The 21516-nt window shown below is 74.8% G+C and carries 19 protein-coding genes; 8 read left to right on the top strand and 11 right to left on the bottom strand.

Annotation, left to right across the window (positions count from 1 at the left end):
- Positions 1-294 precede the first annotated feature (294 nt).
- On the bottom strand, positions 295-2283 hold the full coding sequence (locus tag ACZ6SQ_RS08160; protein WP_469557914.1) for a LuxR family transcriptional regulator AbsR2: 1989 nt from the start codon (positions 2281-2283) through the stop codon (positions 295-297).
- A gap of 95 nt (positions 2284-2378) precedes the next feature.
- Between ACZ6SQ_RS08160 and absR1 the strand changes: the two genes are divergently transcribed.
- The gene (gene absR1 / locus ACZ6SQ_RS08155; protein ID WP_469557911.1) at positions 2379-3458 is read left to right on the top strand and encodes a beta-glucuronidase AbsR1; all 1080 of its coding nucleotides are present in this window, start codon (positions 2379-2381) and stop codon (positions 3456-3458) included.
- 233 nt (positions 3459-3691) lie between these two features.
- Here absR1 and ACZ6SQ_RS08150 read toward each other — a convergent pair whose 3' ends face one another.
- The 9 genes from ACZ6SQ_RS08150 to ACZ6SQ_RS08110 all read right to left on the bottom strand — a co-directional run bounded on the left by ACZ6SQ_RS08150 (position 3692) and on the right by ACZ6SQ_RS08110 (position 12235).
- Positions 3692-4555: a glutathione S-transferase C-terminal domain-containing protein gene (locus tag ACZ6SQ_RS08150; RefSeq protein ID WP_469557908.1), complete on the bottom strand. Its 864-nt coding sequence runs from the start codon at positions 4553-4555 to the stop codon at positions 3692-3694.
- A gap of 172 nt (positions 4556-4727) precedes the next feature.
- Positions 4728-4850: a putative leader peptide gene (locus ACZ6SQ_RS08145; protein WP_469557905.1), complete on the bottom strand. Its 123-nt coding sequence runs from the start codon at positions 4848-4850 to the stop codon at positions 4728-4730.
- Between the two features lie 116 nt (positions 4851-4966).
- Complete coding sequence (locus ACZ6SQ_RS08140) at positions 4967-6070, bottom strand: LLM class flavin-dependent oxidoreductase (RefSeq protein WP_469557901.1); 1104 nt, start codon at positions 6068-6070, stop codon at positions 4967-4969.
- 65 nt (positions 6071-6135) lie between these two features.
- On the bottom strand, positions 6136-7155 hold the full coding sequence (locus ACZ6SQ_RS08135; protein WP_469557898.1) for an LLM class F420-dependent oxidoreductase: 1020 nt from the start codon (positions 7153-7155) through the stop codon (positions 6136-6138).
- Positions 7152-8792, bottom strand: a complete 1641-nt coding sequence (locus ACZ6SQ_RS08130) for an ABC transporter substrate-binding protein (RefSeq protein ID WP_469557895.1) — start codon at positions 8790-8792, stop codon at positions 7152-7154. Before ACZ6SQ_RS08130 ends, ACZ6SQ_RS08135 begins: the two co-directional genes overlap by 4 nt.
- Positions 8789-9697 (bottom strand): ABC transporter ATP-binding protein, encoded by a 909-nt coding sequence (locus ACZ6SQ_RS08125; RefSeq protein ID WP_469557892.1) that lies wholly within the window; start codon positions 9695-9697, stop codon positions 8789-8791. The genes ACZ6SQ_RS08130 and ACZ6SQ_RS08125 overlap by 4 nt, the downstream gene beginning before the upstream one ends.
- Positions 9694-10467: an ABC transporter ATP-binding protein gene (locus ACZ6SQ_RS08120; protein WP_469557890.1), complete on the bottom strand. Its 774-nt coding sequence runs from the start codon at positions 10465-10467 to the stop codon at positions 9694-9696. Before ACZ6SQ_RS08120 ends, ACZ6SQ_RS08125 begins: the two co-directional genes overlap by 4 nt.
- Positions 10464-11288: an ABC transporter permease gene (locus ACZ6SQ_RS08115; protein WP_469557887.1), complete on the bottom strand. Its 825-nt coding sequence runs from the start codon at positions 11286-11288 to the stop codon at positions 10464-10466. The genes ACZ6SQ_RS08120 and ACZ6SQ_RS08115 overlap by 4 nt, the downstream gene beginning before the upstream one ends.
- Positions 11285-12235, bottom strand: coding sequence for an ABC transporter permease (locus ACZ6SQ_RS08110; RefSeq protein ID WP_469557884.1), 951 nt, complete (start codon positions 12233-12235; stop codon positions 11285-11287). The genes ACZ6SQ_RS08115 and ACZ6SQ_RS08110 overlap by 4 nt, the downstream gene beginning before the upstream one ends.
- Positions 12236-12701: 466 nt before the next feature.
- Between ACZ6SQ_RS08110 and ACZ6SQ_RS08105 the strand changes: the two genes are divergently transcribed.
- From ACZ6SQ_RS08105 to ACZ6SQ_RS08075, 7 genes are all read left to right on the top strand, one after another.
- Positions 12702-13550 (top strand): response regulator transcription factor, encoded by an 849-nt coding sequence (locus ACZ6SQ_RS08105; RefSeq protein WP_469557881.1) that lies wholly within the window; start codon positions 12702-12704, stop codon positions 13548-13550.
- Between the two features lie 243 nt (positions 13551-13793).
- Positions 13794-14678 carry a hypothetical protein gene (locus ACZ6SQ_RS08100; protein WP_469557879.1) on the top strand — a complete coding sequence of 295 codons (885 nt, stop codon included), beginning with the start codon at positions 13794-13796 and terminating at the stop codon, positions 14676-14678.
- Positions 14678-16498 (top strand): asparagine synthase (glutamine-hydrolyzing), encoded by a 1821-nt coding sequence (gene asnB, locus ACZ6SQ_RS08095; RefSeq protein WP_469557876.1) that lies wholly within the window; start codon positions 14678-14680, stop codon positions 16496-16498. Before ACZ6SQ_RS08100 ends, asnB begins: the two co-directional genes overlap by 1 nt.
- Positions 16495-17109 (top strand): flavin reductase family protein, encoded by a 615-nt coding sequence (locus ACZ6SQ_RS08090; protein ID WP_469557874.1) that lies wholly within the window; start codon positions 16495-16497, stop codon positions 17107-17109. The genes asnB and ACZ6SQ_RS08090 overlap by 4 nt, the downstream gene beginning before the upstream one ends.
- Positions 17106-18614, top strand: a complete 1509-nt coding sequence (locus tag ACZ6SQ_RS08085) for a 4-hydroxyphenylacetate 3-hydroxylase family protein (RefSeq protein WP_469557870.1) — start codon at positions 17106-17108, stop codon at positions 18612-18614. Before ACZ6SQ_RS08090 ends, ACZ6SQ_RS08085 begins: the two co-directional genes overlap by 4 nt.
- On the top strand, positions 18611-19456 hold the full coding sequence (locus ACZ6SQ_RS08080; protein WP_469557867.1) for a class I SAM-dependent methyltransferase: 846 nt from the start codon (positions 18611-18613) through the stop codon (positions 19454-19456). Before ACZ6SQ_RS08085 ends, ACZ6SQ_RS08080 begins: the two co-directional genes overlap by 4 nt.
- 88 nt (positions 19457-19544) lie before the next feature.
- The gene (locus ACZ6SQ_RS08075) at positions 19545-20420 is read left to right on the top strand and encodes a helix-turn-helix transcriptional regulator (RefSeq protein WP_469557865.1); all 876 of its coding nucleotides are present in this window, start codon (positions 19545-19547) and stop codon (positions 20418-20420) included.
- A gap of 58 nt (positions 20421-20478) precedes the next feature.
- Here the strand turns inward: ACZ6SQ_RS08075 and ACZ6SQ_RS08070 are convergent.
- The coding region (locus ACZ6SQ_RS08070) for an MFS transporter (RefSeq protein WP_469557863.1) at positions 20479-21516 on the bottom strand (1038 nt) is incomplete at its 5' end.

Here is a 21516-nt window from a genome sequence, read left to right as displayed (position 1 = left end):
GGTGGTCCGGGGTACGGGTCTCGTGCGGTCCGGGTTGCGGGCCGGGGGTGACCGAGGGCCGGTGAAGGCCCTCGGTCGTGCTCGTCACACCTCTATTCCGGGCCGTGCACTGCCGGAACCGTCATCAGGACACTCGCGGCAATGGCGCGGCCTTCCCGGATCCACTGAACGGTCTCCCTCGACTCATGCCCTCGACGGGGCGGCGGGTTGCAGGGAGACCGGCACAACGGCGCTTCGAGCAGGCCCCATTATGCCGTGCGGATCATGCAGTGTGAGCCGTCAACACACGCCGCCTCAGGCGGACTTGCTCTCCGGGTCGGCCCTCCTGCCCGGCAGGGTCTGCCGGTCGCCGCCGAGGCGGGTGTAGGCGCTGTAGAGGTGGTTGCCGACCGTACGCACCGACAGGGTGAGGCGCTCGGCGATCTGCCGGTTGCTCAGTCCGGCGGCCGCGAGGGTCACGATCTGCCGCTGGCGGGCGGTGAGTTCACCGAGCACCAGTCCGGTCAGCGCCGGGGTACGGGCACCCTGGCAGCGGCGGGCCAGGGCGGCGGCCCGGGTGCGTGAGGTGCGCGCGGCGAGCGGGTCGCGGTGCGCCCGCACGGCCTGGGCGTGCGCCTCCGCCGCGAACAGCAGGAAGCCGCGCTCCCTCAGGGCCTCGGCCGCCCCGTCCAGCGCGGGGCCGTCGGCGCGGGAGAGCGCTTCGGCGTGGTCCCGGAACACCTGTGCGGAGCAGGGCAGTTCGGCGGCGAGCTCGGGCGCGCCGAGACGTACGGCGTCGTAGGGCCGTTCGCCGCCGAGGGCTCGGAGGGCTTCGAGGGCGGCGTCCAGGTCACCCCGGGCGGCGGCGCGCCAGGCGGCGGCGCCACCGCCGCCTCCACCGCCCTCGCCCTCGCCCCTGCCACCGTCACCGTCCCGGAGCTCGTCGCCCTCGCCCACGATGCCCGACTGGGCTTCGCTCAGGGCGAGTTCGAGGTGGCAGGTCTCGTCGCCGGGTGTGTGCCGCAGCCCCTGACGGGCCCAGGCGGCGGCGTCGCGCAGTTCTCCCCGCAGCCGGCAGTAGCGGGCGCGTACGGCGGCGTAGGCGGCGGGCACCGGCTCGCCCGACTCGGTCAGCCACTCCCCCGCCGGTGTCGGCGTGTCGCGTACGTCGGCCCGCTCGACGCGGTGCTCCAGCGCGGCGGCCTCGGTCTTCAGGGCGAGGCCGATCTCCTCGGGGGCACGGGCGAGCCGCCCTGCGCGCAGCCGTCCGGCGGCGGCGCGCAGGGCCGGGCCGTGCAGGGGGTGGGCGAGGCGGACGGCGTAGCCGCCCCGGGCGGGGTCGGTGACCTCGATCAGGCCGTCGGCCTCGAGCCGTTCGAGGACGTCCAGGTCACAGGCGTCGGAGTCCAGCGGCAGGGGTTCGGCGAAGGCGAGGCGGTCGAGCGTCTCGCGCTCGGCGGGCTCGGCGCGGCCCAGGACGGCGGCGGCCCGCTCCCGGACGGCGGCGGTCAGCGGCAGCGGGCCGCGCCAGGCGCGTTCGCCGGTGGCCGGATCCGAGGTGAGCAGGCCCCTCGCGCGGACAGCGCCCACCAGGTCCCGCAGCAGCCGCAGGTCGCCCCCGCACAGGCGGTGCAGCCGGCGCGCGGTGAGGGGCTCCACGGGGCCGCCCGCACCGGCCGTGAGGAGCTCGGCGGTCTCGTCGTGGGGCAGGGGGCCGAGGGCAAGGCGGGGCAGCAGATCGCCCGTCCACAGCCGCCGTACGGCGTCGGGGGCGGGCGCGTGGTCGGTGGCGACCACGACGAGCCGGGTGCGGGCGTGCACCGCGAGCTGGTGGACGAGCGCGGCGGAGGCGTCGTCGAGGAGGTGGGCGTCGTCGACGACCAGCAGCCGGACCCCGGAGAGCAGGCGCACGGCGCGGTGCAGGGTGACGGCCTCCGGGAGCAGGTGGGCGAACGCGGCGAAGGGCGTGTCACGGGTGTCCGGCGTGCCCCCGGCCCGGACGCGGTCGGTGCCCCGCAGCGCCTCCTCCACCAGCCGGGACTTGCCGCAGCCGGCCGGGCCGGTGACGACGATGCCAGGGCGCGCGGCCGTCGACGAACGGCGGACCAGCTCGACTTCCTCCTCCCGGCCGGTGAACGGCCAGGGCATGTCGAGGGTCCTGGCGTCGCGTTCGAAGGGTCCGGCGGACTCGGTCGGCGATCCGGCCCCGCCGGATGTTCCCGCGCGGCTCGGCGTACCCGCCGCACCGGGCGCCTGCGTCCCGAAGGGCGTCACGTTCTCGAAGGCCGTCTCGAAACTCGTCACGACAAGAGGAGTCCGCGTACTCACTTCTGATACAGGCGGACTTGAGTAGACCCCGACTCAGGCGCGAGCCCGCGGCGCGGCGGCAGGCTTCTCGCATGACCGGACGCTACTGCTCGCTCACGCAGGCACCGGCCCCCGCCTTCACCGCGGGGCTGGCGGCCGAGCGGCTGGGCGCGCTCGTGGGCGGCCGGCGGATGTGGGTGAACGGCACGGTCCTGCACTACTGCTTCTTCGACGGCGAGGCCGACGGGTCCGTGATCCCCGTTCCCGGGTCGGGCGAGACCCGGCGGGTGTCCTGGGTCGGCTCCGAGCGGCAACGGGACGTGGTGCGCGCCGGTTTCGGCGCGTGGCACGACCTCGGTATCGGGTTGGGCTTCGTGGAGGTCACCGACCGTTCGGAGGCCGAGCTGCGCATCGGGTTCCAGCTCGGCGACGGCTCCTGGTCGGCGATCGGCAAGGACGCCCTGCGCACCGGCATCAACGACCGCACCATGAACTTCGGCTGGGACCTGACCGCGACCGGCGGGCACGGCACGGCGCTGCACGAGATCGGGCACGCGCTGGGCATGCAGCACGAGCACCAGAACCCGTACGCCGCGATCCACTGGGACGACGAGGCCGTCTGTGCCGAGCTGGCGGGCCCGCCGCACCACTGGAGCCGGGAGACCACCCGGGACAACATCCTGCGCAAGCTGAGTCCGGCCGAGGTCAACGGCTCGGTCTGGGACCCGCAGTCGGTCATGGAATTCGCGTTCCCGCCGGGGCTGATCCTGGAGCCGGAGGAGTTCCGCGGCGGTCTGAACCCGCCGGGGACTCTGTCTCCCGCGGACAAGGAGTTCGCGCTCCGCTGGTATCCGCCGCTCGCGGCGCATCCGGCCCTGGTGCCGTTCCGGTCGGCCCCGCTCAGGCTCGGGCCCGGCGAGCAGGCCGATTTCACGCTCGAACCCGCCGAGACGCGCGAGTACACCGTCGCCGCGTTCGGCGACTGCGACACCGTCGTGGTGCTCTTCGAGGAGCGCGACGGCGAACCCCGCTATCTCGCCGCCGACGACGACGGCGGCACCTCGCGCAACGCCCGGATCGGGGCCCGGCTCGTCAAGGGCCGCCGCTACGTCGTCCGCGTGCGCCTGTACTCCGGCTGGGGGCCGGGTGAGACAGCGGTCATGTGCTGGTGACAGCACGGCCGCGGCAACCGTACGACGCCGCTCCGCACGGAAGCAGGACCACACAGTCCGGCACCGGGGGAGCGGCCGGGGCCCGTCTCCTTCGGGGGAGGGGGACGGGCCCCGGCCGCGCGCGGAAACCCCGCACCACGAGGGAGGTGCGGGGCTTTCGCGTGTCCACCGTCCTGGAAGCTGCGTCCACAGCGGCCCTGGCCCATGTCGACGCCGGTCCACCGGGCGGACTCTCAGCTGCGGCCGGCCGCCTCCGCGTGCGCCGCCCAGTCGAGAATGCCGACGGCCGCTCCGGCGGCCTCCAGGCCCTGACAGTGGGCTCGGTGGCGGCGGGCGATGCCGTCGAGGTCCAACTGGCGCCCGAAGGCGGGGTGGACGGCCAGTCCGCGCGCATAGGCCCACAGGGTCCGGTGCCCGGCGATGCGCTGCACGGCGGCGGCGTCCAGGTGATGGAGGTGCACGGTGTCGAGCTGCACCAGAGTGACCCACAACTCGATGTCCACGGCGTTGATCTGACGAGTCGCCACATCTCCCTCGGCGCTCACCAGTCGTTCCAGCTCCCCCAGCGCCGCCAGCAACTCCTCCAGGGCCGCGGCACGTTCGGCCGGGTCCGCGCCGACCGTCCCGGCCCGCTGGGCGGCGTCCTCGACGCCTCGCGCGCACAGCCGCCGTACGGCCTCGAACTCCCTCTCCGTCCCGCACGGGTAGAGAGCGGGGCCGCTCTCGCCGAAGCACAGGGCGAGGTCGCGCATGATGTCCTGGGCGTGCACGCTGACGACACGGCCGGACCAGTCGTCGCCGAGGACGGGCGCGGCGGCCGGACCGGTGTGGCGGTGGGCGCTGGCCTCGTAGTGCGGGAGCAGTGCCGAGTGGCCGCCGTCGGGCAGGTCCGGGACGGCGGGCAGGTGGGTGACGGGGCAGATGTCGTCGAGGCCGAGCAGGGCGTGGGTGACGGCGAGGCGCAGGCCGTCGGGACACGCGTTCGACAGGTACAGGCGGTAGCGGCCGGGCACGGCGTAGTGGCCGCTGCGGGCGTCACGGCCGATACGGCCGCGCAGCGAGGGCGCGGGGCGGGCGGCGAGAGGTGCGACGGACATGGTTCTCCCCGGGTGAAGGCGTGGACGTACGCACGGCGACGGTGGTGTCGGACCCGGCACGCCGAAGGCGGCGCCGACGGCGCGCGTGACAGTGAGGGGTGCGAAGGCGGGGGTGCGGGGTCAGCCCTGGGCGTCGGGCGCCGCGGACGCGCGGCGGTACGACGGAGCGGCCTCAGCCGCGGGCGGCCATGGCGCTGCAGACGCGCTGCAGATCGATGTGGCGGCGGGAGGTCAGCAGCGGCGAGCGCGGGGACACACGAGTCACCTCTGCGGTGACCGGCCCGAGGCGCCCCATGGTTTCTCCGCCCGTTCTCGAGGTTCTCCTCCCTGGACTCTCGGGCCGGCTCGCGGCGGTGTCAAGGGGGCGTCCGTCAGGCGGGCGGGGTCAACAGCACGGTCCGGTGCCCGGGTTCACCAGCCGCGACGGGCGTGGGCCGCGCGGCGGTCCCGGGACGGGAGGTAGGCGGAGCGGAGTGCGGCGACGAGCGCGCGCCGCAGTTCCCGGTCCTGGTCGGTCTCCAGCGGCATGTCGAGCTGGACGATGCCGACCCCGGCCGCGCGCAGCCAGCCGATGCGGGCGGCGACCGTGCCGGGTGAGCCGACGAACGCGCCGGCCAGCGAGCGGGCGACATAGGCGGACAGCTGGTCACGGCCGTCGGAGCGGCCGCGTTCGCGGTCCCGGTCGAGCTGTACGGCGTCCAGCCAGCGGTCCGCGTCCGGGCCGGAGGCCAGCCGGACCGCGTCCGCGCGGATGCGGCGGGCCCGCTGCTCGGCGGCCTCGTCGGTGGGGGCGGTGACGACGGTGACATGGCGCCAGATCCGCAGGGTCCGGCCGTGCTCCGCGGCGGCCGCGTGGGCGCGGGCGATGTGCCGCCGGGTGGCGGTCAGGGGCAGCGGCGGCACCGCGTACACGTCCGCGAAGCGGCCGGCGAGCGCCACGCCCTGCGGTGAGGAGCCGCCGAAGGAGAGCAGCTCGGCGCGGGGCCGGGGCAGCAGCCCCGCGCGTGCGCCGCGCACCGTGTAGAACTCGCCCTCGTGGTCGAAGTCCTGGCGTTCCGTCAGGGAACGCCGGAAGACCTCGAGGTACTCCCCCGCTCTGCGGTAGCGGTCCGTCTTGCCGAGGGTGTCGCCGTCGCGGGCCACGTCGGCGTCGCTGGAGCCGACGATGACATGCGCGGCGGCCCGCCCGCCGGAGAGGCGGTCCAGGGTGGCCAGGGAGCGGGCGGCCACGGTCGGCGCGGTGGTGCCGGCCCGGTGGGCCACCGCCACCCGCAGCCTGCTGGTGGCCGCCAGCGTCCAGGAGGCCACCAGCCAGGGGTCCGGCCAGGAGCTGGACTGCACGACGAGCGCGCTGTCCAGTCCGTCCTCCTCGTTCTCCCGGGCACTGCGCGCCACGAACTCCGGGTCGGCGTCGCGCTCGCGCGGGTCGGGGGCGAAGCGCAGGGCCTGGCGCTCCTCGGGGGTGGTGCCCGGCACGGGCGCCGCGCGGACTCCGCCGCGTATGTCGAGCTCCACGGGGGTGCCTTTCGGGGACGGGGTCGGTGGGCGGTGGCCGGGCCGGGCTGTCACGTCCGGGACGGTCAGCGCGCGGCGGCCGGACCGAGCCGGGTCAGGGTGTCCAGGACCCTGGCCCGGCTGACGAAGACCTCGGGGGGCAGGGACACGTACAGCTGGATGGTGGTCACGCCCGGCCGGTGGTAGCGCAGGATGCGTTCGCGGCACTCCTCGGGCGAGCCGCTGATGAACAGGCCGTCCACCACCTCGTCGGGCAGCGCCTTCTGCGCGCCGTCGGTGTCGCCCTCCGCCCACCGTTCGTGCGACTCGCGCAGCAGTTCGCCGTGGCCCAGCCATGCGTGGAACTTGCGGTAGGGCTCGCGGTTGAGGATCCAGGCGAGGAAGGGCCGGGTGGCGCGGTGGGCGTAGTCGGTGTCCTCGGTGGGGCAGACGAACACCTTGACGACGAGTTCCTTGCCCGGCGGCTGCGGCCCGACGGCGTCGAGGATCTTCGGCACGTCCTCGGGGAACAGCAGGTTGGTGATCGCCCCGTCACCCTCCGTGAAACCGAGGCGCAGCATGCCGGGGCGCAGGGCGCCGAGGATCACCTTGACGGGGTCGGCGGGCGGGTGCGGCAGCCGGTAGCCGCTGATGGAGAAGGTGTCGAAGTCCCCGGCGACGTACTCCCCGCGCAGGGCCCGGGTGACGAACCGCAGCACGTCCCGGGTGCGTTTGAAGGGCTCGTCGAACGGGATGCCGTTGATGTCGGTGACATGCGCGGGCACCGAGGCGCCGAGGCCGAACAGGAAGCGGCCCGGGGCGAGTTGGGCGAGGGTGGCGGCCGTCTGGGCGAGCACGGCCGGGCCGCGGGTGTGCACCGGGACGATGCCGGTGCCGATGCGCAGCGAGGACGACCAGGCGGCGACGGCGGCGAGCGGGGTGAAGGCGTCCGTGCCGCCGCCCTCGGCGCTCCACACGTCCGTGTAGCCGAGGTCGGGGAGCCGTTCGACGAGGAAGCGGTGGCGGTCGATGGTCAGTCCGGGCAGCGGCAGGGTGACGCCCCACTTCGGGGGCGGGTCGGTCGCCGGGGCGTGGGAGAGAGTCATGAGTCCACCCGTACGGTCGTGAGGTCGATGAACCAGGACTGAGGCTGCACGAAGCCGCGCACCTTCGGCGAGAGCGCCCTCGGATTGCGGTCGTTGACGACGAACAGCCAGGGCGCGTCCTCGGTGACGAGCCTCAGCGCCCGTGTGTAGTCGGCCTCGCGGGCCGCTCGGTCGGCCTCGGCACCGGCGGAGGCCAGCAGCTTGTCGACCCGGGGGTTGCTGTAGTGGCCGGTCCAGAAGGGGCTGCCGGTGCCGATGAACAGCGGCAGCAGCGCCTCGGACTGGAACAGCGTGGTGGACTGGGCGATGGCCTGCGAGCCGCGGGCGACCTCGCCCTCGGCCTCGGCGCCGATCAGTGTGGACCAGTCGGTGGTGCGGATCTCGGCCTTGATGCCGACGGCGGCGAGGTCGCGCTGCACGGCCTCGGCGATGGGCACCGGGACGAGGTTCCCGGAGCCGCCGGTGGGCACGGTGACGGAGGTGCTGAAGCCCTTCGGGTAGCCGGCCTCGGCGAGCAGCCGCCGGGCCTTCGCGGGATCGTGGGTGTAGACGTCCTGCGACTTGTCGTAGGCGAACGTGCCGCGCGGGGCGGCCTGGTGGGCGGGGTCGGCGGTGCCGTGCAGCAGGTTCTCGGCGATGGCCTCGCGGTCGATCGCGTGGTTGGCGGCCCGGCGCACCCGCGGGTCGTCCCAGGGTTTCGCGGCGGTGTCGAGGATCCAGTACCAGAGGTGGTCGTAGCTGTTGGTGACGACCTTCGCGCCGTCGCCCTTCAGACCCGGGATGTCGTCGGGGTTCGGGTACTCGATCCAGTTGACCTCGCCGGAGCGCAGGGCGGCGGTACGGGCGGCCGCGTCGGGCAGCGCCTTCACGACCAGCCTGTCCAGCCTGGGGGCACCGCGCCAGTAGCCGTCGAAGCGGGCCAGCTCGATCTGCTCGCCCGTCTGCTGACGCACGAAGCGGAACGGGCCCGTGCCGACCGGGTGTTCGGAGAACTTCTCGGTCCCCGCCTTACGCACGGCGGTGGGGCTGGCGATCAGGACGTGGGCGAGGTCCTGCGGGAAGTGCCCGTTGGGCGTCCTGGTGACGAGGCGGACCTTGTCCTCGCCGAGCTTGGAGTACGAGGTGATGTCCCCGGCGTACTCGCTCGCGGCCGCGCCGAGGGCGTCGGTGTACTGCGGGCTGTCCTTGTCCAGGTAGCGGTCGAGGTTGAACAGCACGGCGTCGGCGTCGAACCGTGTGCCGTCCTGGAACTTCACGCCCTTGCGCAGGGTGAACGTCCAGGTTCTGCGGTCGTCGGCGACCTTCCAGGAGGTGGCCAGGGCGCCGGTGATCTCGGAGGGGCCGTCGCCCCGGGACAGGTCGTAGCGGGTGAGTCCCTCGTAGATCTGGAAGCTCACCAGGCGTTTGCCCTCGAAGCCGGCGCCGCCGATCACCGTGTCGGGGTTGGGGAGCTTGCCCGTCGCGCCGATGACGAGGGTGCCGCCGGACCTGCCGCCGCCGGGGGTGTCGTCGGCGGCGGTGCCGGTGCCGCAGCCGGACACGGCGAGACTCAGCAGGAGGACGGCGGCCAGACCTGCGCGGCGGCGGGAGACGGACGGATGGTGGTGGTGCGTCATGGGTTCCTCGTCGTGACTCAAGGGGCGGACGGTGTGGCTCGAGGGGCGGACGATGTGCAAGGGGCGGACGGCTCACCGGCCGGCTCCGGATCACCGGGCCGGTTCGGTGTGGGGGGCTCGGGGACACCGCCGTCGGCGGCGAGCAGGGCGCGGGTGTAGGGGTGGCGGGGCGCGGACCACAGGGCTTCGGCCGGTCCCTCCTCCACCACCCGTCCCGCGCGCAGCACCACGACCCGGTGCGACAGCTGACGTACGACGGCCAGGTCGTGGGAGATGAACAGGTAGGCGAGGCCGAGGTGTTGCTGGAGGTCGGTGAGGAGGGCGAGGACCTGGGCCTGGACGGTGGTGTCCAGGGCCGAGGTCGGTTCGTCGCAGACGATCAGGTCGGGTCCGGTCGCCAGGGCCCGTGCGACGGCGACGCGCTGGGCCTGTCCGCCGGAGAGCTCGCGCGGGCGGCGCCGGGCGAGGGCCGGGTCCAGGCCGACCTTTCGGAACAGTTCGGCGACGCGGTCCGGCCGTTCCTCGCGGGGTGTGCCGTGCACGCGCAGGGCGAACTCGACCGCCTCGCCCGCCCGCAGCGCCGGGTTCAGCGAGCCGCTCGGCTGCTGGGGCACGAACTGGAGCCGGGACCGGACGCGCCGGCCGGTGGCGCCGCGCAGCCTGTGGGGGTCGTGCCCGTCGAAGCGGACGGTTCCCGCGTCGGGTGCGAGCAGTCCGAGGGCCAGCCGCCCCAGCGTGGACTTGCCGGACCCGGACTCGCCGACCAGCCCGACGGTCTCCCCGCGCGCCACCCGGAGCGAGACGCCGTCGACGGCGAGGGGACCGCGCGGGTAGCTCTTGGAGACCCGGTCGAGGCGGAGGAGATGGTGTCCCCCGGCCTCGGTGTTCGCGATGTCCACCGCCTCGGTGACCGTACGGCGGCTCATCGGGCGCCTCCCGGCTGCGCCGCCACCAGTGCGGCGGCGTAGGGGTGTTCGGGTTCGGTGAGGAGCTTGGCGACCGGGCCGGACTCCACGATCCGTCCCGCTCGCAGCACGGCCGCCCGGTGCCCGATCCGGCGGGCGACGCCGATGTCGTGGGTGACCAGGAGCACGGAGGCGCCACGGGAGGCGAGCAGGTCCAGGACGCGGCCGCGGACCAGGGCGTCGAGCGCCGTGGTCGGCTCGTCGGCGATCAGCAGCCCGGGCGAGCAGGCCAGGGCCAGGGCGATGACGGCGCGCTGGCGCCGGCCGCCGGAGAGTTCGTGAGGGTGGCTGCGGGCCGCCCGGTCCGGGTCGTCGAGGCCCACCGCGGCCAGGAGTTCCGGGACGGCCTCACGGGCCGCGCGACGGCCGGTCGCCACCTGGTGGCGCAGCAGCACCTCGACGAGCTGGGAGCCGATCCGGCGCAGCGGATCGAGCACGGCGTCCGGGTCCTGGGGGACGTAGCCGATGCGTCGGCCGCGGATGTCGCTGAGGGCGCGCTCGTCCAGGGTGCGCAGTTCGGTGCCGGACAGCCGGACGCTGCCGCCGACCCGGGCGGTGGGGCCGGGCAGGCCGAGAATCGTGCGGGCGAGGGTGGACTTGCCGCTGCCGGACTCCCCCAGCAGGACCAGCACCTCGCCGGGGAGCACGGTCAGGGACACTCCGTCCACGGTGCGTGCACCGCCGTGGGTGACCGTCAGGTCCGCCACCTCCAGCCGTTCGGGCGCGCTCATCGGCCGGCCTCCGTGAGCGGCCCGCGCCCGGCCCCGGTACGGCGGCGCAGGGCCTCGCCGAGGGCGTTGAAGACGACGGAGACGGCGAGGACGGTCAGGGCGGGCAGCACGGCGACCTCGGGGCGGGTGAGCAGGCTGGGCCGCAGTTCGTCGAGCATGGCGCCCCATTCGGCGGCGGGCGGCGGCACGCCCAGGCCGAGGAAGGACAGCCCGGCGGCGTAGACGATGGCGAGCCCGATCAGGGAGGAGGAGTAGACGAGCAGGACGGGGGTGACGACCGGGGCGACCTGGCGCACGGCGACGGTCCAGGCACCCGCCCCGCTGACCCGGGCGGCCACCAGGTACTCGGCGCCGCGGATGCGCCGCACCTCGGTGAAGGCGACCCGGGTGACCGCCGGGGTGAGCACGACCGATAGCGAGACGACCGTGGCGGTGAGGCCCGGCTCCATCACGGTGGCGACGGTGATCGCCAGCAGGACGCCGGGGAAGGCGTAGAGCACGTCGAGGGTGCGCAGCAGGGCGTGTTCGGTGCGGCGGCCGCCGAGGCCCGCGGCGATGCCGAGCAGGCCGCCGGCGACGGTGGCGACGGCCACCGGGAGGAGACCGCCGAGCAGCGAGGGGCCCGCAGCGACCAGGAGGCGGCTGAGGACGTCCCGGCCCTGGGTGTCGGTGCCCAGGAGATGGCCCGGACTGCCCGGTGGCAGCAGCCGCTCGCGCAGGTCGCCCGCGTCCGGGTCGCCGGGTGCCAGCAGCGGACCGGCGACGGCCAGCAGGAGCAGGGTGGCCGCGAGGCAGGCGGAGAGGGGCGGGCGTCTGCTCACAGCGCACCTCGCAGCCGGGGGTCGATCAGCACGTGCGCGGTGTCGACGAGGATGTTGACGCCGACGAAGGCGACGGCGACCAGCAGCACGCCCGCCTGGATCAGGGGCAGGTCGCGCGCGGTGAGGGCGTCGTAGAGCAACCGGCCCAGGCCCGGCCGGGCGAACAGGGTCTCGACGAAGACCACGCCCTCCAGCAGATAGGCCAGTTGGAGTCCGCCGATGGTGAGCAGGGCGGGGGCCGCGTTGTGCACGCAGTGCCGGAGCACGGCCGGGCGGCGCAGGCCTCGGGCGCGCAGCCCGTCGGCCAGGTCGGACTGGAGGACGGAGCCGAGGGCGGCGCCGAAGACCCGGGCGGTCAGGCCGAGCGGCACGAGCGCCGCCGCCACGGCGGGCAGCACGAGGTGGTGCAGCTGGTCGGCCGCGCCGCCGCCGGTGAACAGGTCGTGGGTGCCGCCGGCCGGGAACCAGCGCAGCCCCACCGCGAACACGGCGATCAGCAGCAGCGCCACGGCGTACTGCGGCGCCGACACGGCGAGGGTGCCCAGCGCCCTGGCCACCCTGGCGGCCGGCCCGTCGGGGCGGCCCGCGCCGAGCGCGCCCAGCAGGGTGCCGCCGGTGAGCACCAGCAGGAACGCGGCGCCGGCCAGCAGGAGGGTCTGGCCCAGGGCGGGCAACAGCATTTCGCCGACCGGGCGTTGGGCGGAGACCGAGACACCGAGGTCGCCCTGGAGCGCGTGCCCGAGCCAGTGGACGTAGCGGACCGGCAGGGGTTCGCCCAGCCCGAGGCGTTCGGTGAGCCGCTGCCTGGCCTCCTCGGAGGCGCCGGGGCCGAGCAGGGCGAGCACGGGGTCGCCGGGGACGAGGGCGACGGCGGCGAAGACGACGACGGTGACACCGAGGAGGGTGGGCACGGCCAGCAGCAGTCGCCGCAACAGGTACCGCCTCATCCGTCGGTCCCGCGGGAGTGGGCGGCCATGCGCTCGGTTCCTTCCTGGCGGGTGCGGTTCGCCAGAAGAGTGCGGGGAGCGCGAGGGCGGGAACCAGCCAGGCGTTGATGCCGATACCGGTGGTCATAGGACCGGTCGTACGGAATACACGGTTCCCTCATACGCGTGTGGTCCGGTCCTGGTTGACCCCCGTCGAACGGCCGAATTACGCTGCTCGCATGGTCAAACGGCGAACCGACTTCACCCTGGTCGGTATCGGCGGCTCGTGGCACCGCAGGTGCTTCGACGAGTCCTGTCGTCCGTGTGCCGGGCGCTGACCCGACGGCTCCGTCCGTCCGCGCGCCCCTCTCCCTGCTCCAGGCCGATCCGCCACCGCCGAGGGGACACACATGAAGCCGTACCGCCCTTTTGACGCCATCTCCCTTGTCTCGCACGGGAGTCCGTCCGCCCCGCACGGGAGTCCGTCGTGACCGCGCTGACCGTCGCGCCCGCGTCCGGCGCTCCGCGAGCGCTGCACGCCGAGATCGACAACCCACTGGACCTGATCGCCGGGCACCAGTTCCTGGCCGACGCGGAGGAACGGACCGCCGCGCGGCCGCCGGTGGCCGTCTGCGACTGCGGTCACGCCGCCTGCGCCGGGCCGCGGGCCCACCGCCAGGCGTCCGTCGTGCGGGTGTTCCTCGCCGAGCGCCATCCGGTGGCCAGTGCCGGGCTGCGCAGTGTCCTGAACGCCGACCCGGGCCTCGCGGTCGTCGGCAGCTCCGCGGACCCGCTGCGGCTGCCCGACGCGCTGCGCCGGGTCCGGCCCGACGTGGTGCTGCTCGGCCGGGGCGGGACGCTCGCGGAGGACCTGGCGCTGGTCGCCCGGCTGCGGGCCGCCGACGCCGCGCCCCAGGCACGGGTGCTGCTGCTGCGCCGGGCGGAGAGCACCGCCGAGGCGAGCCGCATGCTGCTGGCGGGCGCGAGCGGCTGTTTCCCGCTCGACCTGCCCGAGGACCGGATCATCCGGGCGGTGGCCGTGGCCGGTGCCGGAGGTTCGGTGTTCCTGCCCGCTCCCCCGCCGGCCCGCGTCCAGGCGGCGAACCTGGCCGGGGAGGCCGCCGAGCCCCTGCCCCAGCACTGCGGGCTCACCGACCGCGAACGCCAGGTCCTCGCGCAGCTCGCCCGCGGGCTGAGCAACGCCGAGATCGGGCGTGAACTGGCCCTGGCCGAGGCCACGGTGAAGAAGCACCTCACCAACGCGATGCGCAAGACGGGCCAGTCGGACCGGCTGCGGGCGGCGCTGTACGCGCACCGCCACGGTCTGGCGGGCTGAGCCGCCGGACGTCACGGGCGGGCACCGCGAAGGTGCCCGCCCGTCGGCGTGTCCGGGGAGTTGCGGCCGTCGGTGTGTCCGGGGAGCGGCGGCCACCGAGGGCGACCTTCGGAGCAGTTCCCGGGCACCGATGGTCGCCGTCGGTGCCGCCTTTCGGGGCTTCTGAGCCGGCCGGCCCGCTTCATAGCGTTGCGGCACACCAGGACCCCACCGGTCCGCCCCCCACCGCGAAGGAGACCCGACATGAGCGATGCGCCCGCAGCAGGCATCGCGCGCGACGGTTCCGACGGGGCTCCGGCGACCACCGCGGACGACGGCGTCGGCGCCCGGGAGACCGGCCGTCCCGCCACCGCCGTACTGGACGGCCCGCGCACCCCCGGCGCACCCGGGCCGCAGGCCGAGCGGCAGCCCGAACGCCTGCGCAACACCTACCGCGGCATGCCGGACGCCGAACGCTCGACCCTGTGGAGACAGCGGCTGCACGAGGCGGAGTCCGGGCTCACCCGGCTGCTGGCCGCCCGCAACAACAACACGCACCTCGTGGACTGGTTCGCGCTCCAGTCGGAGATCTTCGCCGACCTGCCGGACGCCGAGGCCGGCACCTCCACGGACTGGCAGCGGGTCTTCTTCCGCGGCCAGGCCCTGATGGAACGCTTCCTCGTCACCCGCTTCGGCGAACAGGCCCTGGCCGCCTGGGCGTCGGCCATCGGCGAGGTGCACCGCGAGGTGGAACCCGACCGCGGCCGGGGCGCCGCCGACCCCGTCCACCGCATCGCCCGCCAGGCCGAACTGTACGGATCGGACTACGAGTTCGACGACGACACCAGCACGGGCACCGGCACCGGCACCGGCACCGATGAGGCCGACCGGGCGGCGCTGACCATCACCCACTGCGCGATCTGGGACTACCGCGAGAAGGCCCGGCGTTCCGGTGTCCGCATCACCCTCGCCTCGCCCTGCACGTACTGCGTCAGGGCCCTGTCCGCGAACATCCGCGCCAAGGGGTTCGAGCCGTCGCACAGTCTGCGCACCGGGCCCACCGGACACGGCTGCCGCTGGGAGGCGTCCACCGGCGCGGGCACCGCCACCGACCAGGACCGCTCCGCCGGTCTTCCCGGGGAGCTGTGATGTGCGGCGTCACCGGATGGCTCGACTGGGCGGCCGACCTGCGGACCCGGGGCACCACCGTCGAGGCGATGACCGAGACCCTCGCCTGCCGCGGCCCCGACTCCGCCGGCATCCGGCTCACCCGGCACGCGGCACTCGGCCACCGCCGGCTGTCCGTCATCGACCTCGACGGCGGCGCCCAGCCGCTGGAGGCGGACGGGACGGTGCTCTCGTACAACGGCGAGCTGTACAACCACACCGACCTCCGACGTGAACTGGAGTCCCTCGGCCACACCTTCCGCACCCGCTCCGACACGGAGGTCGTGCTCCGCTCCCATCTCCAGTGGGGCGCCGAGGCCCCGCGCCGTTTCAACGGCATCTTCGCCTACGCGCTCTGGGACGGACGGGCCGAGGAACTGCTCCTGGTCCGCGACCACTTGGGCATCAAGCCGCTGTACTGGCACGCCCACGCCACCGGCGTCCTCTTCGGCTCGGAGCCGAAGGCGGTGCTCGCCCATCCCGCGTTCCGCGCCGAACTGGACGCCGAGGGCATCGCCGAACTGTTCGCGCTGCCCGCCGCGCCCACCGCCGGGCACGGCCTGTTCCGGGGCCTGCGCGAGGTGCGTCCCGGCCATCTGGTGCGGGTACGGCGGTCCGTGACCCGGGAGACCCGGTACTGGCAGCCGGTCTCCCGCCCGCACACCGACGACCCGGCCACGACCCGGCGGACCGTGCGCGAGCTGCTCGCCGACGCCGTGGAGCGCCAGCTGATGAGCGACGTGCCGCTGTGCACCCTGCTGTCCGGGGGCGTCGACTCCAGCGCGATCACGGCGCTGGCGGCACTGGCCCGGGAGCGGGCCGGGCAGGGCAAGGTCAGCAGTTTCTCGGTGGACTTCCCCGGCAGCGCCGACCGGGCGCCCGACGACTGGCGCACCGGCGCCGACGCCCCCTTCGTTCAGGCGGCCGCCGAGCACATCGGCACCCTGCACACCACCGTCGTCGTCCCCGACGACGACCTCCTCGACGCCCGCGCGGCCGTGCTGCGCGCCCGGGACCGGCCGGGCTGGGGCGAGATGGACGCCTCGCTGCATCTGCTGTTCCGTGAGGTGCGCCGGCGTTCGACGGTCGCGCTGTCCGGGGAGGCCGCCGACGAGGTCTTCGGCGGCTACCCCTACTTCCACGACCCGGCCGCCCGCGCCGCGGACACCTTCCCCTGGCTGCACGGCCGTACGACCCCGGCCGCGCTGCTGCGTCCCGAGGTGCGGGCGGTGGTGCGGCCCGAGGAGTACACCGCCGAGCAGTACCGCGCCACGCTGGCGCAGGTGCCCGCGCTGCCCGGCGAGGACGGCACCGACCGGCGGATGCGCGAGCTGTTCCATCTCGCGCTGACCCGCTGGCTGCCGCCGCTGCTGGAACGCGTCGACCGCGTCAGCATGTCGGTCGGCCTGGAGGTGCGTGTGCCGTTCTGCGACCACCGGCTCGTGGAGTACGCGTGGAACGTGCCCTGGGCGCTCAAGGCACCCGGGGGCAGACCCAAGGGGCTGCTGCGGGACGCCGTACGCGATCTGCTGCCGGACCGGGTGGCCGACCGGCCCAAGAGCGGCTACCCGTCGACACCCGCCGTGCGCTACACCCAGGTGCTCACCGAGCGCGCCCGGGAGCTGCTCGCCGACCCGGCGGCCCCGGTCTTCGACCTGGTCGACCGGGAGACCGTACGGCTGGCCCTGAAGGAGGGCCGCCCGCTGCCCGGTCCGCGCACGGCACCCAATCCGGTGGGCGGCCTGGACCACCTCGTACAGGTCGACGAATGGCTGCGCGCCTACCGGGTGGGGCTGCGGTGAGCGCGCCCCGTACGGACGCGCTCCGGCGCGGCGAGGCGGGAACCGGCGCATCCGCCCGGCTCCACGAGGCGGAAGCCGACGCGTCCCCCCGGCACGGGGAAGCCGGCCAGGACGCCTTCCGGCTCGCCGCCCGCCGCTGGACCAGCGGCGTCGCCCTGCTCACCGCCCGGCACGGGGAGGAGGTCTTCGCCAAGACGGTGTCGTCCCTGTGCACCCTCTCCCTGGACCCGCTCCTGGTCGGCGTCGCGGTGAGCGCCCGCAGCCCGCTGACGGCCGCGGTCCGCGCCGACGGCCGCTACGCCGTGGCCGTCCTGGCCCGCCATCAGGAGCCGGTCGCCCGCCGCTTCGCGGCACCGGGCGCCGGACGGGCCCTCGGTCTGTTCACCGCGGCGCCGATGCTCCCCCGGGCCACCGGCGCGCCGGTCCTGGAGGACTGTCTGGCCTGGTTCGACTGCCGGCTGCACTCCGTGCTGCCCGGCGGCGACCACACCATGCTCGTCGGCCGGGTGGCGGCGGCCGACGCGGTGTCCGGAGAGCCGCTGATCTACCACCACGGCGAGTACCACGCGCTCGCCGGCCCGCCCACACCCCCGACGGGAGCCCGTACATGACCCTGCTGGACACCTCCGCCGCCACCGCCCGGGGGCTGCTCACCGGCGACCGGTACCGGGCGGAGCTCGACGACGGCCGTGAGCTGTACCTCGACGGCCGGCGGGTCTCGGACCCGGCCGGCCACCCCGCCCTCCGTCCCGCGGCCGACACCCTCGCGGACCTGCTCGACCTCCAGCACGACCCCGGGCACCAGGACCTGCTCACCTACAAGGACCCCGAGAGCGGGCTGCGGCTGGCCCGCGCCTACCAGCCGCCGCGCACCCTCGACGAACTGCGCCTCCAGCGCCGCAGCGCCGAGTTCTGGCACGCCAACGCCTTCGGACAGCACGGCCGTTCCCCCTCGTTCATGGCCTCGATCGCCGTCGGCGTCCACGACTTCCGCCATCAACTGGACAGGTCCCGGCCGGGCTTCGGCGCCAACGCGGAGGCCTGGTACCGGTACTGCGCGACCAACGACCTCGTGCTCTCGCACGCGCTGGGCGATCCGCAGATCGACCGCTCCACCGACCCGGTGGACGACCCGGACCTCGCGCTGCGGGTGGTGGCCGAGAACGACCGGGGCATCGTCGTACGCGGCGCCAAACAGCTCACCACGCTCGCTCCCCTCGCCCACGAGGTGCTCGTCTATCTGTCGGCCTCGTTCACCCAGGGGCGCGGTGAGCAGTTCGTCTCCTGGTTCGCGCTGCCGCTGAACACGCCCGGCCTGGTGACCCTGTGCCGGGAGCCGCTGGGCGCCGAACCGTGGGGCCACGCCCACCCGTTGGGAGCGCGCTACGACGAGCAGGACGCCATGCTGTTCTTCGACGACGTCCTCGTCCCGTGGAACAGGGTCTTCCTGCTGAAGGACGCCGCCCTGGCCCGCACCGGACTGGCCCGGATCAACGCCTGGTCGGCGTACATCGGGCACGTCCGCTACCGGGAACGGCTGCGCACCCTGCTGGGCACCGCGACCCTGGTCGCCGAGAGCATCGGCGTCGACGGCTTCCGCAACATCCAGGAGGACCTCGGGCGGCTCGCCTCGTACGCCGAGCTGACCGAACTCTTCCTGGACGCCGCCGAGGCGCGGGCCGTCGTCACCGACAGCGGACTGCTCGCCCCGGGTGACACGGCCGCCGGCCGGGTCTGGTCCGCCGAGGCCGCCGACGGCGCGGTGGACGTGCTGCGCCGGATCGGGGCCTCGGGACTGCTGATGCAGCCCACCGAGAACGATCTCGCGCACCCCCGGCTGCGCCCCCTGCTCGACCGCTATATGCGCGGACGGGGCATCGACGCCGAGCGCAAGTCCCGGCTGCTGCGCCTCGCCTGGGAGCTGACCGGCGACGGCTTCGGCCAGCGCCAGCACCTCTACGAGCTGGTCCACCGGGGCGACCTGGCCCGCAACCGGATCAACCTGTTCAAGCGGTACGACCAGAGCGAGGTGAGGCGGCGGCTGGAGGAGTTCATCGCCGCGCCCCGGCCCGGCCGTCCCGCCGACCCGTCGTCCACCGTGGAGGAGCAGCCGTGACCCTGTCCGACATCGAGGCCCAGGCCCGCACCCTGGGCGGCTACGACGACGCCAGCCGGCTGCGTCAGGTGCACGACCGCGACTGGGTGCTCGACCGGGTGCCCGGCGAGCCCGGTGTACTGGTCGATCTCGGCAGCGGGATAGGCCAGTTGCTCCAGGAGGCGCTGGAGCGTCATCCCTCGCTGCGGCTGGCCGTCGGGCTGGAGCGCTCCGAGCACCGCATAGCCGAGGCGGGCGAACGGCTGCGCCGGTACGGCGACCGGGTCGCGCTGCGGCAGGCCGACCTGACCACGCCCGAGCCGCTGCCGTACCGGGCCGACGTGGTGACGATGACGTCGGTGCTGCACTGGCTGTACCCGGTGGAGCACCGGGTGCTGGCCTGGGTGCGGGACCATCTCGCGCCGGGCGGCAGCTTCCTGCTGACGACGTATCACCCGGCGCGGGACGAGCACGGGCTCGGCGGCGAGGACGACATCGTGCGGGACGCGCTCACGGCCCTCGGCGTCTCCCGTGAGTCGGTACCGGCCCTGCTGGCCGGCCACCAGGTGCCGCCCATCGCGACCCGGACCCGTCCGGACGACGAACTCGCTTCTCTGCTGGCCGAGTTCTTCACCGTCGAGGAGTGGTGGGAACGGGAGGCGGTGGTCACCGTCCGCGACGCGGCGCAGTACGAGCACTTCCACGCGGCCACGTTCGGCGACTACTACGCCTCCGTACTGGAGCCCGGACAGCGGGCGGAGTTCTTCGCGGCCGTCGGCCGGGCCGCCTGGGAGAGGCAGTCGCGGCAGGGGCGGGTCAGCGCGATGCCGGTACGGCTGTGGCGCCTCGGCGTGCGCGGATGAGCAAGGCATAGGCTGAACACCCGGGGCTCGGAGGCCCGTTGGGACTCCGGGCCCGTCGCGGAACCGACAAAGGCGAGGAGCCGTCAGCATGTCCACTCCCACCCCCGGCCCCAGCCAGGAGCTGGGAGCCTTCCTGCGCGCCCACCGCGAACTGCTGAAGCCCGTCGACGTGGGGCTCACCGCGACACCGCGGCGGCGCACGCCCGGTCTGCGCCGCGAGGAGGTCGCCTCGCTGTCCGGGGTCGGGCTCGCCTGGTACACCTGGCTGGAGCAGGGCAGGGTGACCGCCAGCCGCCAGGTGCTGACCTCGGTGGCCAGGGCGCTGAGGCTGGACGCGGCCGGGCTGCGGCACGCGATGCGGCTGGCCGGCTACCACGAACCGGTGCTGTCCGGCGCCGAGCCGGCGGGGCTGGCCGCGACCGTACGGCCGGTCCTCGACTCCTGGCCCGCCAGTCCGGCGGTGCTGCTCGACCGCCACTTCGATCTGGTCGCCTGGAACACGGCGTGGAGCGCCCTGTGGGGCAGCCCCGAGTCGGTGCCGGGCGACCGGCGCAATCTGATGTGGCTGATGGTGGCCGACCCGCGGCTGCGGACGGTGCTGCTCGACTGGGAGCCGCTGGCGATGAACATCTTCCAGCACTTCCGCGCCCAGGCCGGTCCCGCCCTGGCCGACGGGCGCACGGGTGAGCTCTACGACCGGCTGGAGGAGGACGCACCGGAACTCCGCCACTGGTGGGGATGCCACTCGGTGGCGGAGCTGACGGCCCGCACGGTGACGGTACGGCCCCCGGGGTCGGCCCCGATGTCCCTGTCGCTGTCGTCCTTCCACCCGGTGGACGACCCCTCCGCGCTCATCCTGCTCTTCACGCCGTCGACCGAGCAGGACCGGGAGCGGATGACCGGACTGTGCGAGCGGCCGCTGCGGGCGGTGGACCCGGACGCGGACGCCCGCGCGGCGGGCTGAGCCGGTAGGGCGCCTCCCCGGTTCAGCCCACCGCACGGGTGCCCGCCGGCCGAGCGTCTCAGGGGTGAGCCGTCTCCCGCCCCGCCCCGCCCGGCACGGCGGCGGCCGCGCCGTCTCCGCGCTTCGCGTCCCGTCGCATCCCGGTGCCGACGGCGAGGGCCGCGAGCGCCGAGACCAGGGCGAGACCCGTCCCGACCAGGAGCGTTCCGGTCGCCGCCGTGTCGAAGGCGCCGACGGCCCAGGCGCCGAGCCCGGTTCCGGCGTACATCGTCGAGGTCAGCCACGCGCTGGAGGTGGCCCGGAGGTCGGGGGCGGCCGTACCGGCGAGGGTCTGCTGGTCGATGACGAACCCGCCGCTCGCCACGAACCAGACGGTCACCCCGAGCAGCGCGAGCACGAGGCCGGGGCCCACGGCGGACAGCGCGACACCCACGGCGAGGAGCAGCCCCCACACCGGCAGCAGGGGAAGGTGGTCGTGGCCCGCGGCCCGTGCCCGGTCGCCCAGCCGTCCGCCGGCCAGCGACCCGGCGACACTGCCCGCGCCGACCAGGACGCCGACGAGGCCGAGCGCGGAGACCGACAGGTCGAACCGGTCGACGAGCACCACGCCGAGGAACGTGTAGGCGCCCAGGTTGGCGGCGTGGAAGGCGGTGTTGACGGCGAGCGCGCGGCGCAGGGCGGGATGGCGCCACGCGGCGAGCACGGCGCCGAAGGCGCCCTGGTTCCGGGCCGCCGCCTCGGGCGCGGGCCGTCCGGTCACCTGGCGCAGCAGCAGCGGCACGGCCGCGGCGGTGGCGACGGCCAGGGCGAGGAACGCCGAGCGCCAGCCCGCCGCCCCTGCCAGCAGTCCGCCGAGCGGGACGCCGACGACCTGGCCGCAGGAGAACAGGGCCATGCCCAGGGCGAGCGCCCGGCCGCGCACCCGGTCGGGGGCGGTCTCGGCGATGTGCGCCCAGATCGCCGGTCCGGCCGCCGCGGCGGCGAGGCCGGCCAGGGCCCGCGAGGCGATCAGCAGGGCGAGCCCGCCCGCCGGGGGGGCGGCCGCGGTTGTCGGGAGGGAGAACGCGGTTTCTGTGCCCAGTGTGCTCCGCCTTAC

Source organism: Streptomyces sp. NPDC048600 (assembly GCF_055587025.1).
The sequence above is the reverse complement of the archived record's forward strand: the minus strand, read 5'-3'. Positions and strand labels throughout refer to the sequence as shown.

Excerpts from the sequence above, each read along its gene's own strand:
- ACZ6SQ_RS08075 (WP_469557865.1), top strand. The coding sequence starts at position 19,545 with ATGTCCACTCCCACCCCCGGCCCCAGCCAGGAGCTGGGAGCCTTCCTG.
- ACZ6SQ_RS08145 (WP_469557905.1), bottom strand. The coding sequence starts at position 4,850 with ATGGGGCGCCTCGGGCCGGTCACCGCAGAGGTGACTCGTGTGTCCCCG.
- absR1 (WP_469557911.1), top strand. The coding sequence starts at position 2,379 with ATGACCGGACGCTACTGCTCGCTCACGCAGGCACCGGCCCCCGCCTTC.
- ACZ6SQ_RS08135 (WP_469557898.1), bottom strand. The coding sequence starts at position 7,155 with ATGACTCTCTCCCACGCCCCGGCGACCGACCCGCCCCCGAAGTGGGGC.
- ACZ6SQ_RS08120 (WP_469557890.1), bottom strand. The coding sequence starts at position 10,467 with ATGAGCGCGCCCGAACGGCTGGAGGTGGCGGACCTGACGGTCACCCAC.
- ACZ6SQ_RS08085 (WP_469557870.1), top strand. The coding sequence starts at position 17,106 with ATGACCCTGCTGGACACCTCCGCCGCCACCGCCCGGGGGCTGCTCACC.
- ACZ6SQ_RS08150 (WP_469557908.1), bottom strand. The coding sequence starts at position 4,555 with ATGTCCGTCGCACCTCTCGCCGCCCGCCCCGCGCCCTCGCTGCGCGGC.
- ACZ6SQ_RS08110 (WP_469557884.1), bottom strand. The coding sequence starts at position 12,235 with ATGAGGCGGTACCTGTTGCGGCGACTGCTGCTGGCCGTGCCCACCCTC.
- asnB (WP_469557876.1), top strand. The coding sequence starts at position 14,678 with ATGTGCGGCGTCACCGGATGGCTCGACTGGGCGGCCGACCTGCGGACC.
- ACZ6SQ_RS08125 (WP_469557892.1), bottom strand. The coding sequence starts at position 9,697 with ATGAGCCGCCGTACGGTCACCGAGGCGGTGGACATCGCGAACACCGAG.
- ACZ6SQ_RS08100 (WP_469557879.1), top strand. The coding sequence starts at position 13,794 with ATGAGCGATGCGCCCGCAGCAGGCATCGCGCGCGACGGTTCCGACGGG.